General features: G+C 59.1%; 14 protein-coding genes. 3 read left to right on the top strand and 11 right to left on the bottom strand.

The features are described 5' to 3' along the window. Positions 1–61 precede the first annotated feature (61 nt). From JIN78_RS03580 to JIN78_RS03570, 3 genes are all read left to right on the top strand, one after another. Positions 62–928, top strand: coding sequence for an AraC family transcriptional regulator (locus JIN78_RS03580; protein WP_200390563.1), 867 nt, complete (start codon positions 62–64; stop codon positions 926–928). 165 nt (positions 929–1093) lie between these two features. Then, entirely contained in the window at positions 1094–1255 is a 162-nt protein-coding gene (locus tag JIN78_RS03575) for a hypothetical protein (protein WP_200390562.1), read from the top strand. A 159-nt stretch (positions 1256–1414) separates the two neighbouring features. After that, complete coding sequence (locus JIN78_RS03570; RefSeq protein WP_200390561.1) at positions 1415–1777, top strand: hypothetical protein; 363 nt, start codon at positions 1415–1417, stop codon at positions 1775–1777. A 68-nt stretch (positions 1778–1845) separates the two neighbouring features. Here the strand turns inward: JIN78_RS03570 and JIN78_RS03565 are convergent, their stop codons facing one another. The 11 genes from JIN78_RS03565 to JIN78_RS03515 all read right to left on the bottom strand — a co-directional run bounded on the left by JIN78_RS03565 (position 1846) and on the right by JIN78_RS03515 (position 15551). Then, positions 1846–2463: an NUDIX hydrolase gene (locus JIN78_RS03565; protein WP_200390560.1), complete on the bottom strand. Its 618-nt coding sequence runs from the start codon at positions 2461–2463 to the stop codon at positions 1846–1848. A 45-nt stretch (positions 2464–2508) separates the two neighbouring features. Then, positions 2509–3591: a succinylglutamate desuccinylase/aspartoacylase family protein gene (locus tag JIN78_RS03560; RefSeq protein WP_200390559.1), complete on the bottom strand. Its 1083-nt coding sequence runs from the start codon at positions 3589–3591 to the stop codon at positions 2509–2511. 6 nt (positions 3592–3597) lie between these two features. Next, positions 3598–4503: a 30S ribosomal protein S6--L-glutamate ligase gene (rimK, locus tag JIN78_RS03555; protein ID WP_200390558.1), complete on the bottom strand. Its 906-nt coding sequence runs from the start codon at positions 4501–4503 to the stop codon at positions 3598–3600. 272 nt (positions 4504–4775) lie between these two features. Next, complete coding sequence (htpG, locus tag JIN78_RS03550) at positions 4776–6611, bottom strand: molecular chaperone HtpG (protein WP_200390557.1); 1836 nt, start codon at positions 6609–6611, stop codon at positions 4776–4778. Between the two features lie 418 nt (positions 6612–7029). Then, a complete protein-coding gene (locus JIN78_RS03545; RefSeq protein WP_200390556.1) occupies positions 7030–7731 on the bottom strand; it encodes an RNA polymerase sigma factor in 702 nt (233 codons plus the stop codon). A gap of 198 nt (positions 7732–7929) precedes the next feature. Further along, positions 7930–9402, bottom strand: coding sequence for a sigma-54-dependent transcriptional regulator (locus tag JIN78_RS03540; protein ID WP_200390555.1), 1473 nt, complete (start codon positions 9400–9402; stop codon positions 7930–7932). Beyond that, positions 9402–10547 carry a sensor histidine kinase gene (locus JIN78_RS03535; protein WP_200390554.1) on the bottom strand — a complete coding sequence of 382 codons (1146 nt, stop codon included), beginning with the start codon at positions 10545–10547 and terminating at the stop codon, positions 9402–9404. Before JIN78_RS03535 ends, JIN78_RS03540 begins: the two co-directional genes overlap by 1 nt. Positions 10548–10559: 12 nt before the next feature. Next, entirely contained in the window at positions 10560–11078 is a 519-nt protein-coding gene (locus JIN78_RS03530) for a Rab family GTPase (protein ID WP_200390553.1), read from the bottom strand. Then, complete coding sequence (locus tag JIN78_RS03525; protein ID WP_200390552.1) at positions 11071–13005, bottom strand: hypothetical protein; 1935 nt, start codon at positions 13003–13005, stop codon at positions 11071–11073. The genes JIN78_RS03530 and JIN78_RS03525 overlap by 8 nt, the downstream gene beginning before the upstream one ends. Positions 13006–13086: 81 nt before the next feature. Continuing rightward, positions 13087–13428: a hypothetical protein gene (locus JIN78_RS03520; RefSeq protein WP_200390551.1), complete on the bottom strand. Its 342-nt coding sequence runs from the start codon at positions 13426–13428 to the stop codon at positions 13087–13089. A gap of 164 nt (positions 13429–13592) precedes the next feature. Next, positions 13593–15551 carry a RecQ family ATP-dependent DNA helicase gene (locus JIN78_RS03515; RefSeq protein WP_200390550.1) on the bottom strand — a complete coding sequence of 653 codons (1959 nt, stop codon included), beginning with the start codon at positions 15549–15551 and terminating at the stop codon, positions 13593–13595. Between the last annotated feature and the right edge of the window lie 35 nt (positions 15552–15586).

Below are 15586 nucleotides of genomic sequence, written 5' to 3'. Positions count from 1 at the left end.
CCTTTGGGAAAATTGACCTTGGCAGAACTTTTCCCCACGGCCTCAGCCTCCTCAAACGCCCTTGGCTCGCCGCAAGCGGGTGGTGAGAAATCACAGGCAGAGTGGATTTGATGAGATTCATCACGTTCTCACCGGGAACTCCCTACAAATCTCTTCTTTTCCATTTTCTGCCAAGAGACAGAATCAAGCGGTGGTGCATCCAGATGATATCCAGGGCGAATTCCTCGCCAACCTTGCGCAACCTCTGTGGGGAAGCGAAATTTTTGACGAGGTCAGCGATACCGTGGCCTTCGTGAAAGATGCAGCCGGACGCTACCTGGCGGTAAACGAAACGCTAGTGCGCCGCTGTGGTGCACGCGGCAAGGCGGACCTCATCGGCAAAACTGCCCAAGAGGTTTTCCCCTCACCCCTGGGAGAGGATTTCACCCGGCAGGATCTCGAATTACTGGCCGGAGGCCCGACAATCCGCAGTCAGCTGGAGCTTCACCTCTACCCCGGGGGAGAGAGCGGCTGGTGCCTCACTTGGAAGCGAGCCCTTTTTGGCAAAGGAGGGGAAATCGTGGGGTTGACCGGTATTTCGCGCGACTTGACCAGCACGTCCGACGAGGCAGAGGAACTGGGCGAACTGGCTCAAGTCTTGCGCCATATTCGAGACCACCTCGAGGAGCCCCTCACGCTGGAGGAGCTCTCTCTTGCCAGCGGGCTTTCGCCCTTTCAAATCGGGCAACGCATCAAACGAATCTTCGGGCTGACCACCCGGCAATACATCACCCGAGCACGCATCGAGGCCGCCCGCCATCTACTCAAAAGCACCTCTCTTCCGCTGAGCGAAATCGCCCTACAGTGCGGCTTCAGCGATCAAAGCGCCCTCACCCGACAGTTCAAGCGCGCGGTCGGCATCACTCCAAAAATTTATCGCGACCAGTGAGTGGGACGAAGGAATGATTTGGCGATGCTTTCTACCGTGGCAGACGACCAGCGGACACCGCCCTTGCAGAGCGGAAAAGTTGGTAGAACGATAGTTAGAGCCCCATCCTAGGCAAAAATGACTTTTTCGCTTTCTTTTTTCCAAAAAAATTATCAGATCAAGTTCATGAAAATATTTTACTTGCTCGCTTTCAGTGTCACCTCCCTCTTCGGAATGGATCTTCCGCGTCATGTCTTCACTTTAGACAAACTCGCTGAAGCCAAGGCCGAAGCTTCTGAAAACAAGCAACCGCTGATTTTTGTTTATACGGATTTAGGCACGACGTGAGGCCCTTGCTTGGCTTCCAGTTCGGAAGCTTTCAAGACGTTCCGCCGAGTGGGTCCCGTGGTTTATGTCGACTCGGAGAAGGGCCAGATGGGACAGGCCCCTCCCGCAGTACGCACTTTGTCCTCCGAGCCCCACATGGGTAATACTATCCCCGTAGTCATGGTCACCACTGCAGACACCGAAGTAGGCCTGCAGGGTTTTAGCTACAGTGATCTCTCCGATTGTCGGGGTGCGGTGCGGGACCTGAAGAAAACCATCGAGGGACGTGATGTCACCGGGGCAAGCCCGCCTCCTGGTCCTCAACCCAATGACGAACCCTCGGGCTCGGCAAAAACCTCCTCCACCCTATTGGCGGAGGAACAGAGCTGGACCAATGCCGAGGGCAACACCATCACGGCAGCAGTCCTGATGGCGGACGAAAAAACGGTGACCTTTCTTTTGCCCAACGGGAAATCAGTGGGCTACCCCATCGCCAAACTTTCGGCCGCTTCTCAAGAAGAGGTGAGAGCTCTGCTGAAGTAACACCCCTTCCTACCTTCGGGTTTTCACGGCGACTGCTTCCCGGCCAGAGGGAGAGCAGTCGTTTTTCTTCAGTCAAAATCTGTCGTCAAGTCCTCTTGGGCAACCTTGGCGAAACAGCGTTCGATCTGGCTCGCCATCACCCGGGCTTCCGACAGCACCGGCAGCTCCTCGCGCGCAAAGAACTCCACTCCCGCGGTCTCCATGGTCTCCCGGGCCTCCCCACCGATGATCTCGCAGAGGAAAAACATCTTATAAATGCTGTAGGGGTAGGGAGGCGGATTCCCCTGTTTCTCACGGTCCCAGACGGCGAGAAGCTGACGAACCTCGACCTCAAATCCTGACTCTTCGTGAACTTCGCGCGCGACGGATTCGGCGGCGGATTGATTAACGTCGGCCCAGCCTCCCGGGAGAGCCCAACGGCCGCCGTCGGCCTTTTCGCTGACCAACATGACCTTTCCATCACGCAAGCAAAAGGCCCGCACATCAATTTTGGGGGTGGCATAGCCAAAATCCTCCGCCCGCCAATGATGCAACTGCTCACGAGTGAGAGTCCCTAGCCCCGTCATCAGTTCGCCAGACAACTCCAGCAAACGCTCATAGCGCTCCCGGTCATAAGGATCTTTTCCATAATGAAGGCCTGATTGGGCCAGAGCTTCGAGCTCACGAGCAAGGTGCAGAGCGTCCATAGGGGCACTCTGGACAGCTCGTTTCCTTTCGCAAGATTGGATTTCTCAACTCCCCACAACTGTGTCGGAAACCGGATCGTAAGGCACGGGGACGTCTTCCACCTCCCGCCAGGTCTCGGGCAGAATCTCGCTGCCCTCCGCTATTTGCCCTTGGGCCTCGTGCGGATCACCGGCCTCGGCGATGTGGAAGAGGGCATCTCCCTCATCGGCCACGCCCTCATTAGTCCGGCCAATGAGAATCCCGTTGCGGGTTGCCAGCACCGGTTGTTCCTCTTGGCCCATGATGTCGGCCACGAAGCCCAGGGTATCGCCCTCATGCACACCACGGCCCAAGGCCATCAGGGGAGTGAAGAGGCCGCCGGAAGGGGCCCGCTCCCACCAGCTGCGGCGGCAAAACACCGTCTCCACGGGGGTCGTCAGCCCCCGCGTCTTGGGCAGCATCTTCAACTCGCGCATCACCCGGATAACTCCGCGGAGACCGTATTTGATGGAGCCCGCATCAAGGCGCAGGGCTTCCCCTCCTTCGAAAAGCAGACAAGGTTTGCCTGCCTTGCGACACTCGGTGCGGAATGAGCCCTCTCGCTCACCCGCCAGCAGAGTCGCGGGGGCGGCGAAGACTTCAGCCAATTCCCGGGAACGCTTGTCCCCTTTCGTCACCCGCAATTGGGGCAAATTCGGCCGATTGACCGCCCCGGTATGGAGGTCGATGACGCAGTCCGCACAGGGAATCACGCACTCGGTCAAGGCGCGGGCAATGCGCCCCCCCACCGAACCCGTTTCCCCACCGGGAAAAAGACGGTTCAGGTCCCGCCGATCGGGCAAATAGCGGGAACGGGCGGCAAAGGCAGGACCGCTCACCACTGGAATCGCGAGCAGGGTGCCCCGAAGCGAACGGAGATAGTTCGAGGACAAAAGCCGCCGAATGATCTCCACCCCATTGAGTTCATCACCATGGACGGCGGCAGTGACCAGCAGGACCGGGCCTTCCTTCTTCCCCTGCACCACATGCACGGGGAGCGCAAGATTTTGCCCGGTGAGGTAGCGCCCGATGGGCAGAGTCACCATCTCGCGCTGGCCGCCTTTGACCGTGACTCCCTGGAACTCATAGGAGGGTAGCTTCTTTGCCATGGCGAGTTAACCTTTTCCGCGGGTCTTGGTCTTGCCTTCCCGCGCGTTCTTTTCGATGTGCAAGATGATGGAATTGGCGATGTTCTTCTTGGTCGCCACCTCAATACCTTCCAAGCCAGGCGAGGAATTCACCTCCATAATGACGGGGCCGTGATTGCTTCGCAGCAAGTCTACCCCGGCCACTCCCAACCCCATGACCTTGGCGGCCCGGACGGCGGTCGCGCGCTCCTCGGGAGTGATCTTGACCAAGGTGGCATTGCCGCCCCGGTGCAAATTGGAGCGGAATTCGCCCTCCTTCCCCTGTCGCTTCATGGAAGCCACCACCTTGTCGCCAATGACAAAACAACGAATATCAGCTCCACCCGCTTCCTTGATGAACTCCTGCACCAGAATGTTCACATTCACCCCCCGGAAAGCCTCGATCACGGATTCCGCCGCTTTATCGGTTTCCGCCAAGACCACGCCGACACCTTGGGTGCCTTCCAGCAGTTTCACCACCAGAGGAGCACCGCCAGCCACTTTGATCAAATCCTTGGTCGCCTTCGGGTCGCGCGCAAAGCCAGTGACCGGCAGACCCACCCCGCGACGGGCAAGGAGCTGCAAACTGCGCAATTTGTCCCGCGAGCGGGAAATAGCCACCGACTCGTTGACCGAATACACGCCCATCATCTCGAATTGGCGCACCACGGCGGTGCCGAAAAAGGTGTAGCTCGCTCCAATGCGGGGAATAACGGCATCGAATCCAGACAAGTCCTTGTCTCCAATGAAGATTTTGGGGTTGTGGGCGGCGATGTTCATGTGGGTGCGGGCGTAATCAATGACCTGCACCTCGTGACCGCGTTCGGTGGCCGCTTCGACGAGACGGCGGGTGGAATAAAGCTTCGAATTTCTGGAGAGGATACCAATCTTCACACGCGAGCGATAACGCTCCTCATGGACTTTGGCTAGTCATGAAATGCAAAGTGCCCCGAAAAAAACAGGATTTTCCCCGGAATCATGCAAAGCGCAATCCCATCGTCTCCTTTCCTCCCCCATTCCCTACTAACTCCCTAAAAAAGAACCATCGAAACAACTATTGTTTTTGACCCAAACTGATAACAAAACACCTTAGGCTCGACTTCCGAAAAAAAACGCCGCCCCAGTTTCCCGGGACGGCGTTCAGATAAAGTTTGCCTGTAGACGGCCTAGTTCATGAGCTCTTCGAGCACATCCCCCATCCCGGCCACGACCTGATTGGGGTTCTCGACAAGGCCGGCGGCAAGAAGAGCGTTATCAGCGAGCTGCTTGGCGACTTTTTCCGCCAGCTCGGGTTTGCTCTCGCGGAAGGTGGCCAGCTTTTTGATGAGGCTGTGGCGGGGGTTGACCTCCAGATTGGCCTTCAGGGCAGGAGCATCGGTGCCCATGGCCTTCATCATGGCGCGCATGTGAGCATTGGGAGCATCCTTGGGCGTCATCGCCACCACAGCGTGGCTGACGAGGCGTTTGCCGGCCTCCACTTTGGCCACTTTGTCACCCAAAGCGCCGCCCATCCAGGCAACGAGACCCTTGGTGCTCTCCTCATCGAGAGCCTCCCCTTCTTCGTCGGCCACGTCATCAAGCTCGATATCACTGCGATTGGCGGAGACGATCTTCTTCTCTTTATAGGTGCCGAGAGTCTCGAGCACATAGTCGTCGACGGACTCGGTGAAGAAGGCGACTTCGAGGCCGCGCTTCTTGAAGGCTTCGAGGTAAGGACCGGTTTCGATGCCTTCGCGATTGGGGCCGACGAGGAAGTAGATTTCCTCCTGCCCGTCCTTCATGCGATCGATGTATTCCTGCAGGGAAGTGCTCTTGCCGGGCTCGGTCATGGAGCTTTCGAAGCGAAGCAGACCGGCGAGGGCTTCCTGGTGCTCGTAGCTCTGCACCACGCCCTCCTTGAGGAAGCGGCCGAAGCGCACGTAGAACTCCTGATACTTCTCGGGGTCGCTCTTGGCCTCTTTTTCAAGGAATTTGAGGAAGCGCTTGGTCATCACGTCCCCGAGCTTGCGCACGAGGGCGCTGTCCTGCATGGACTCGCGGGAGATATTCAGAGGAAGGTCTTCGGAGTCGATGACTCCTTTGAGGAAGCGCAACCACTCGGGAAGAAGATTCTCCGGAGCAGCATCGATGAGGACCTTTTTGCAGTAGAGGCTCACGCCGGGAGGGGTCTGCCCCATGCCCATGCGCTCCATATTGTCGTCGGGGACGAAAAGGATGGAATTAATCATCAGCGGCGCATCGGCGCTGAAGTGAAAGGTGTAGCGGGGGTCCTGGAAGTCTTTGCCGACGAACTTGTAGAACTCCTTGTATTGCTCTTCGCTGACTTCGCTCTTGGGCTTCAGCCAGATGGCCTCCACGGTATTGACCACCTCGCCATTGAGCTTCACCGGGAAGCCCACAAAGTTGGAATAGCGTTCGATAATGGCCTTGATGGTGTCGGGCTTGGCGAACTCCTCGAACTCGTCCTTGAGGTGGACCACGACCTTAACCCCACGGCTCAGGTCGGCGCTTTCCTCAATGGAATAGCCGGTGGCCCCGTCGCTCTCCCAGCGGAGGTCTTCGCCATTTTCCTGCCAGGAGCGGGAAAAGACCTCGACCTTGTCAGCCACCATGAAGGCGCTGTAAAAGCCGACCCCGAACTGACCGATGACGTCGGCACTGTTGCCATTTTCCTTGAGGGCTTCGAGGAATTTCTTGGTGCCGGATCTGGCGATGGTGCCGATATTGGCCACCAGTTCCTCCCGGGTCATCCCGATGCCGGAATCGGCGATGGTGAGGGTTTTGGCCTCCTCGTCGGTGGTGAGATTGATTTCGAGAGCCTTGTCACTCTCGAAGACTCCCTCGCCCTTGAGTTGTTGCAGGCGCATCTTCTCCAAAGCATCGGAGGCATTGGAGATGAGTTCGCGGACAAAAATCTCGCGGTCGGTGTAGAGTGAATGGATAACAATATCCAGTAGCTGCCGCACTTCGGCCTGAAACTCGTGTTTTTGAACGTCGCTCATAGATGGGTGATTGCTAGAAAGCGGCGGAAGATAGGAAGAAGGGACGGACTGTCAACAGGCGGTTGCAGATTTTGTCTCCCTGCTGGGGAGACGCCAAAAGAAAAAAACGCTCCCCCGGGGGGCCGTGTGGGGGCACGGACCGGGGAGCGCTGGCGGCAAGGGGGGCTTGCCGATTTAGGGAGAGTGCCCTGGGGGGAGATTTGCCCTGGGGGGAGCAAAGAAGAGCACTGGGGTATTTTTTGGGGGGCTGGGAAGTGAAGGCCCTTCGGGGGCACCACGGGGGGAAAGGGATGGTGGAAGGGCCAGGGGGCGGTGGGGACACTTGGGGGAAGGACGGGCGCGCTTCGGGGAATCTTTGGCAGAGGGGAAGGAAGACGCCCGGGGGAGTTCCGGGGAGGGAGTCCGGTGGGGAAAATCGTTAGGCGGCGAGCTCGCGGCGTGAGACCGCCAGATAAGCCTCTCTCAACTCGTCACGCGCCCGGTAGAGACGCATTTTGGTGGCGCTCAGTTTGAGGTTCATCCGCTCGGAAATCTCTTCGAGGCTATATCCGGAGACGAACTTCAGCATCAGGATCCGTTGCTTGTCATCATCGAGCCGGGCCATGGCCTGACGGAAGTCTTCCGCCAAATCCTCAGTGCCCACGTCCGAAATGTCAGCTTTCTCCAAAGTGACCGCTTCGTCCATGAACTCGCTCTCCTTATCCCGTCGGCGAGCCATTGACCCTCGACGATTCAAGCCCATGTTGGAGACGATGCGAAAGAGCCAGGTCTTGAAAGAAGAGCGACCCTCGAACTGGTGAATTTTCTGAAAAACTCGCAGAAAAGCATCTTGGCAAACTTCTTCGGCGTCGTAGCGGTTTCCGATGAGCTTCACACAGTAATTGAAGACGAGTCCTTCATGCCGGCGAATCAATTCTTCGTAGCTTCCGAGTTCAGCGGGCAGCTCGCTTTTGCAACGGGCGACCAATTCCTCGTCGGACAATTGGCGCAGGTCGCGGGAGGCTCGGGCTTCAGCCCCGGAAAGAGAGATGATATTATCGGCCCCGGTGCGAGCATGGCTCTTGGCAACTCGCGTTTCGGAGCGAGTGGCTGCGTTGTATTCATGATTGAGGCTTAACATGGCACCAGACCCTAGCGCTCGCAGCGTGCCAACTCCTCAAAAACTCACCCAATCGAATTATATTCAGAGATATATGAGGATTGTCAGTTTTTAACCACCCGGACCAAACCACCCCTTTTTGCAAAGATTCTTTCCCCCCGATGGAAAGAAAGTTTCAATAAGGAACGAGCTCTTGGTTTGCTGGCAAGAGAGCCAGGCTCAGGCTTCGATCTCATAGAGGCCGATCTTCTTGCGTAAAGTCACACGAGAGATTCCCAACCAAGCACTCACCTTGCCCAAATGGCCTCCGGAAAGCTCGAGCGCGGTCGTGATGAGCTGTTTTTCCAGCTCACTGACCAATTGCTCGTGGACCTTTCCGGCACCAGCGTCCCTGGCTTCTTCCAGGAGGAGGCGGACGGGTGCGAGAATGGCGAGGGCGAAGTCCTCCCCGCTCTTTTCAGGCTCTTCGGGCAACCCGGCCAGAGCGAAGGCCACTTGCTCCGGGGAGACCGAAAATCCCCGGCTACGCACCACGAGCTGGGAAACAACATTGTTCAACTCCCTGGCATTGCCGGGCCACGAATGAGCCAGCAACTTCTCCAAAGCAGCTGGCGAGAAGTCGGGCCTCGGCAGCTGATACTTGCGTGCCGCCACATCGGCAAACTCCTCCAGCAGCTCGGCGACATCGTCACCACGCTCGCGCAAAGGAGGCAACAGGATGGTAGCGGTGTTGATTCGGTAATAGAGGTCCTCGCGGAACTGCCCTTCCCCAATCAGGCGGGTGAGCGACTGGTGGGTGGCCGCCAGCACCCTGACATCGACCCGAATATCAGTCGTGCTCCCGAGTTGCTGAAACACTCCCTCTTGCAGCACACGCAAGAGCTTGACCTGCACCGGCATGGGCAAGTCACCAATTTCGTCCAGAAACAAAGTGCCCCCGTCGGCTTGCTGAAAACGGCCCACGCGATTGGCCACGGCCCCTGTGAAAGCCCCCCGCACATGCCCAAAGAGTTCGCTTTCCAGCAAATTATCGGGAATGGCGCCACAGTTGACGGCCACGAAAGGCCGGTCCGCCCGCTCGCTGTGCTGAAAGAGGGCCCGCGCCACCAGCTCCTTGCCAGTGCCAGTCTCACCTTGAATCAGCACGGTGGCCGTCGTGGGAGCAAAGCGTCCGATCTCCTTGTAAACTTTCCGCATCGCGGCACAGCGGCCCAGCATCACCACGCGGCCAGAGGCCGTTCCCGCCGAACCCATCTCGATGCGTTTGCCCATCGTGCGGCTGGCGCGCAGCCCTTGGCTGACCACTTCCACCAGCTCTTTGGCATCGAAGGGGCGCACGAGGTAATCATAGGCTCCCTGCTTGGTGGCCTCGATCGCCAATTCGGTGTTGGCATTGGCGCTCATCAGGATCACCGGTCGATGGGGAGCCTCCGCGCGCAATTTCTGCAGCAGCTCCATCCCCCCCATCCCCGGCAAGCGAAAGGCGGTGAGGACGAGGTCGAAATCCCGACCTTCCGCCCCTGCCCCGTTCTGGGTCGCCAGCTCCAGGGCGAGAGCCCCATCGGCACAGATGACCACCTCGTGCCCCTCTCCGCCCTTGCCCAAAATCATCTCAATGGATTCAGCCACAGAGGAATCAGACTCCACGAGGAGAATGCGGCTGGGAGAAGGTGATGACGAAGGTCCTTTCATCAACTGGCGAAGGTTCTGCGAGCGAGAGACTGGGTGGGCTGCTCTTTCAACTCCAGCCACAAGCCATGGTGCCCCTCTTCACCGGGAGCTTCGGGGCCGATTTTGCCGCCCCAGAGTTCCACAGCCATTTTACAAAAATACAAACCCAAGCCTTGCGGGGAGGCTGGCGTAGCCGCAAATGCGGAAGCAGAAGACGCCGCGAAAAAGGCCGCTTCCTCTGCCGTCAAAGGAGTTTCCTCGCGAACCGTCAGGCGCACTCCTCCCTGGCTGGGAGCCAACGAGAGCACCACTTCGTCCCCCCGGGAGCTCCGGCGAAGGGCTCGCTCCAGCACGTTCTGAGTCACCCGGGCCAGATGGGTCCGCTCCGCAAGAACCGTCGGCACCGTTCCTCCCGGCACCGCTTCCAGCCGGACCGAGACCCCTTGCTTTTCGGCCAGGAGACGATGGCTTTCCCGACTCTCCACCGCCACCTCCCACCAGTCCACTCCCTGCTCCTTGGCCAGCAAGGCAGGCTCAAATTGCGTCAATTCGGAGTGAAAAGCCTCCGCCACGAAGTGAATCAACTCGCGTTGCCTCTCGGCCTGCACCCCCGCCCGGGCCAGGGCCTGGCGCAGATCCTCCCGATCCAGTTGCCCCTCCACGAACTGAAGGTTCATGAGGATGATCGACAGCGGATTGCTCAAATCGTGCACAATGCAATCGAGCAAAATATCCTTCCGCTCCCGTTCCTTGGCCAAGCGACGCTGGTGGAGAGAGACCTCGTGAGCATACTGGAGATAGCGTTGCTCGCTGCGATGCTTCTGGTTCGCCAGGGAGAGGACGAGCACTTCCTGCCCTTCTTCTTTCAGCGCCCGGGCTTCAAAGAACCGGTATTCTCCCTCCACCCCGGATTCCTCCCAAATGCCGGACTCCACTTCTTCCTGCCCCCCCTGCCAGCAATCGCGAGCAGCCCCGGCGAGGAAATCGCAGAGAAAGGGCGACCGCTCGGCCAAAAGCGCCCCGGACCCGAAAACGTCCTCAAACCACTTCGGGACCGGGCCGGCCGGCCGGAAGTCGGCTTCGGCAGAAGGGCGCATCAGGATCACCAGATCGAGGCGACTCACAACTGCTGACAGGATTTTACGGTCGGGGACGTCTTCTCGCATGGGCCATAAAGTTCAATCGTCGCGGTCACCTCCGCCTTTTTGGATCAAGGAGGCGGCCAAGGCATGGAACGCCTCACTCACCCCCGTGCGAGCTTTGGCACTGGTGTAGTCCACCGTCAGACCAAGCTCGACAAAGGGGCGCAGATCATCCTCGCTGACCTCCCACTCGCTGCGCAAGTCACATTTGTTGACCAGCAGACGCGCTTTTGCCTGGGGGAAATCCTGAGAAATCTCGCTCAACTCCTCCGCCACCGCCTCGAGGGTTTCCCGCCGGGTGCCGTCGGCAACGAAAAGAAAGCCATCCGCTCCCCGCAGATAGGACTTCTTGACCGCCGCGAACTGGTCCCGTCCGGCCAAATCCCAGATCATGAGCAGGACTTGCTGTCCTTGAATTTCCTCCTGCCGCTGATCAATCTTCACCCCCACCGTAGTGAGGTAATCTTCGGAAAACAGCCCCTTCACGTATTGCTGGACAAGACTCGTCTTCCCCACCGCAAAGCCTCCTATCAGACAAATCTTTTTCTTAATCATTTCGCTTCTCGATTCGCACGCTAATCCCCTCACCCGCCTGCGACAGATCTTCACTCAAGCTGGCCTCCACTTCGCCGTGGTTCCACCCTTCCTCCCGGAGTCGCGCCTCCACATGCTGCAAGCGCTTCTCTTCCACCAGGCGATTGGGCTCCCGATTCTCCCCGATGAGGGGATGAGCGGTCAGCTGAATGGTTAGTTCCTGCAGCCCGGCGGCCATCAACTCACTGAGTTCGACAATCTGAGCCAGCTTGGCCTCAAAATGGCGAACGTCCTCATTCTCCAAAGTCCCTCCCACATAACGAATGGTGGAGCCCTCAATCTGGTCCACCAGCTCATCCATACGCACCTGGGTGCGATTGCCCAGTCCCGTGGTATCGATCGTCCACCCTTCCTGCAGGGGGATGATTCGCCGTTCCACCAGCGCCAGTTCGGCCGCCGTCAGGTCTCCGGCAAGAAAGAGCGTCCCCTCTGTCAAGCGGCTTTCCAAGGCGGGAATATCCTGCCACAAGCTCTCCAGCAGGGCTTTGCTTTTCCTTTCGCTCAGGCGCCGGGCTTCCTCTTGCGCCTCCTGGCTGGAAGCCAATTCCCGTTTCAGCTCCGCCAAATCTGCCTGCCAATCGCGACGCCATTCCTGCAGAGTGGCCTCCCTGCGAGTGACAAAGGGCTCTTCTGCCGAGGTGAAGGAATCAAAATCGAAGCGGATGCGGGTCAGGTTCAGCCCCTCTTTTTCCGCCAAGGCCGCCGGGTCGGCCGCGAGAGGGTCGCGCACCCCCCGCACCAGACGCTGCCGCCACCAGCCGGTTCGCTCCACCGCCGTCACTGCCAGTCCGGGTTCCGCCCGCAAGGAACTCTCGTAGTGATCCCAGCGACGCTGTTCCCAGAGATTGACCGCAATGACGGCAAGGGCGAAGGCTGCCACCAGGGCAAGAAAAAGCCAGACCCGCCAAAGGCCGCGTCCCCCCTTTTCCTGTCCCTTTTCCACCCGGCGCTCAATGAGAGCAGTGCGCAAGACAGGCCGCGCTCTTTCCAGCTCCGAGGTATCTCCAGAGAAATTTTCCAACAGCGGCTGCAGCTCTCCGTGCAAATGTTCGTGAATCTCCTTCAGCTTTTCGCGGGCTTCACGACTCGGCACCCCATGCACCACCGCCGCCAGAACCAAGGAGGGCCCCACCTCAATCAGGACCTCTCGGTCGCCAAAAGTGAAGCTGCCCAACTCCTCGTCGTCCCCGTCTTCGGAGGTCCTCCCCCGGGCGAAGGAATCTTTGACGAAACTGCGGATGGCCGTGAACATGCCCGAGACCACATCCGCTTCCCCATCGACCTCGTTGGCGGGATTGAGGGCCGCGTGCAAGAGAAGAAGCCCGGTATCGCGCTGCATGAGGTAAACTTCCTCAATGCGGAAACTGCGGGTCTTGAGCAGGACAAACTCGGAATAGGGCTTGCCTGCCATCTTGGCCTGCACCCGCCACTTCAAGCGCTCGGCAGAGGTCGCATTCTGAATTGATCGATTCAACTCCTCCGCCATGCCCCGGAACAAATCGAGCACGTAGCTCCGGATAGCCGGACCCATGATGGGGAAGAGAGCCTTGGTGAGAGGCTCTTTGTCGAGGTTGACCGAGCGCTGGATGGCCGACTCGGTGCCTGCTTGCAGGGCCGCCACCAACTCGTCAAAAGACGCTTTCTCCTCTTTGCGTCGACGCAAGGCCTCGGCCAAATTTTGAGCCAGCCATTCCGGTGATTGAGTCTGCGCCAATTTCTGCCGCAAGGCCTCCAGCTCGGTGATTTCCTTCCCGAGCAACAAAGAGCGCAAAGCCTGCCAGGTCTCCCCCGAAGGCGGGTCCCCTTCCCCCGCCCCGGGCCGCACTCCCCCCCAATCCTCCTCGGATTCGGAGGTCGCCAGGTGAGGGGGCCGGTGGGAGTCATTCATCGCCATCAAAAGGAAACCCCCTGCTCTAACAGATCACAAAAAAGATGCTTCTGCGGGGCAGCCGGTTTCCCGGCACAAATCTCAGCCGCGCAAGGTGCGGGCCAGTTGCTCGAGAGATTCCGCGATTTGGCTGCGGGGAACGGAGGCGGCCTCCACCTCATCGGAGCGCTTTTGCATCGCTTCCCGAAGCTCGCTCAAACTTTTGTCAACGGCGGCCCGCATTTGATCGATCTCATCGTTCAGCTTTTGCTCCAGTTTGCTAAAGCGATCTTCATAGCCCACCATCTGCTCACCAAAGATGAGCTGGCGGATTTGTGCGACTTGCGGATCGCCATGGGGGGCTGCCTCCGGAAGGGCTTGACCGTTATTTGTTGGCGCTTCTCCCTCCTTGTGATTCTCCCCGTTCTTCTGTTGTGCACTCATTGACGCGTTGCTTGATGTTGCCGATTTTCCTCCCCTTTGCCCTTTTGGAGAAAGGGGAAACTGAAATCTATAGAAGTTTGTCGAGAATGACCAGCGTTCTGTGCTATTAAATTTCCCACAAATTTCGAAAGACCAGGGAGGGGATTTTCTCTTTTTTCATCGCCTCAGCGGCGGCCCTCGAGCACTTCCACCGCCGCCAAGACCTCAAGAAAAGGAACGGCCTCAAAGAGAGCAAAGGCCCGGTGCCCCTTGAGCCGGGCTCCCGCACTGGCCGGACTGACAAGGCCACAGAAAAAGCGGGCCAGCTGTCTCGGCGAGCGCAAGGCCGGCTGCCGTTCCCCTTTGACAGCCTGAATGACCTCCAGTTCTTCCAGCCCCAACTCCCGGTTGACTCGCTCGGGCAGAGGCTTCTGCAGCCCCCGGCAAGCGCTGCACTTGCCACAGCGCCCGACCCCTTCTTCCCCGAAGTAGGCGAGCAAACGCACGGTCAGGCAATGGGGCTCGGCCAAGAAGTCCACCACCCGGTCCAAGCGCTCGACATCGCGTTCTTCCCGCTGCAAGAAGACCTCACCCATCATGGCGGCGAGACCGCGCACCTCGGTGGCATCGGCCGCCCGCAAGCGGCGGAAGGATTTCCGCACCTTCGATGGCTTCACCACGATGTCGCCATGAGCTTCGAGCCAATCGAAGGTTTTTCGGACTTTTTCCACCTGCTCGCCCAGCTTTTCCGCCGTTTCCTCTAGGGAGAAAGAAAGCCAGCTGCGCCCGGGACGGCCTGCCGCAAAGAGCCTTTGTAGATACGCCTGCCGCTCCGGAGTGTGTCCGGCCAAGGCCTCCCTCTCCCCCCGGGTGAAGCGGACCGCGCGCTCGGCGAAAAAAGAACCCCGTGACTCAATCCACCCCTGCAGCTCCAGATAAGCTAGCAAGGTCTCCATCACCACCGGCTTGACGTCGCAGCTGCGGGAGAGTTCGTAGAGGCTGAGGTCAAAGTCCCTCCCCACCAACAAGACATGCTCCAAGACACTCTTGATGGCCTGCGGATCAGGGGTGTCGCCATAGATGAAATTCTCAAGCACCGTGAGGTCGTCGAGACAAGCCAATACCTCGCAGTGGGACTCCTCCCCGTCTCGCCCGGCCCGTCCCACTTCCTGGACATAATTCTCCAAAGTCTTGGGGAGATTGTAGTGAACAACGCCCCGGATATTGCCTTTGTCGATGCCCATGCCAAAGGCGATGGTCGCCACCACAATACGCACCTCATCATTCATGAAGCCACTCTGCACCTCCTCACGCGCCTCCGCCCGCATCCCGGCATGATAGGCCCGGGCGGAATGACCGGCCCGCTGCAAGAGCCCGGCCACGGTCTCCGCCGTCTGCTGCAGAGTGACATAAACTATGAGGGCTCCGGCCACCTCGCCCACCTTTTCCACCAGCAAGCGGTCCCGCGTGGCAGGCGCGCAAGGGGTCACGTGCAGCGCCAGATTCTCACGCCGAAAGCCGGTCTGCACCCTATCCTCCTCCGCAATCTGGAAAGCCCGGGCAATATCCGCAGCCACTGCGGGCGTTGCGGTGGCGGTGAGGGCAAGGCAGCGCTTGATGCCAAATTGGCGGGCAGCCTCCGCTAGCTTGAGATAATCCGGGCGGAAGTTGTGGCCCCATTCCGAGATGCAGTGGGCCTCGTCCACCGCGAGCAGCTCGATAGTCACTTGCCCCAGAGCAGCGCGGAACCTCTCGTTGGCAAACCGCTCCGGCGCCACATAGAGGAGGGTGATCTCTCCCGCCCGCAGCTTGCGGTAGACCTCTCGCACGCCCTCGGCGTCCAGCGAGCTATCCAGCCGCTCGGCCGCCACTCCCCGGCTCTGCAAGACCTCCACCTGCTCCCGCATCAAAGCCATCAGAGGAGAAACCACCACGGTGAGCCCCTCCCAACAGAGAGCTGGCAGCTGGTAGCAAAGACTCTTCCCTCCCCCCGTGGGAAAAATGGCCAAGGACGAGCGACCGGCCAAGAGCGCCTCGATGACCTCCTCTTGACCGGAGCGCAGCCCGCTAAAACCAAAGACCTCCCGCAGGAGCCTGAGATACTCTTCCCGAGGACTCTCCGCCCCCTTGCCGCCTTCTGCCATCGTGCCATTCGGCCACAAATTTATCTCCAGAACAA

The organism is Roseibacillus ishigakijimensis (genome assembly GCF_016595415.1).
Taxonomy (GTDB): Bacteria; Verrucomicrobiota; Verrucomicrobiia; order Verrucomicrobiales; family Akkermansiaceae; genus Roseibacillus; species Roseibacillus ishigakijimensis.
The sequence above is the reverse complement of the archived record's forward strand: the minus strand, read 5'-3'. Positions and strand labels throughout refer to the sequence as shown.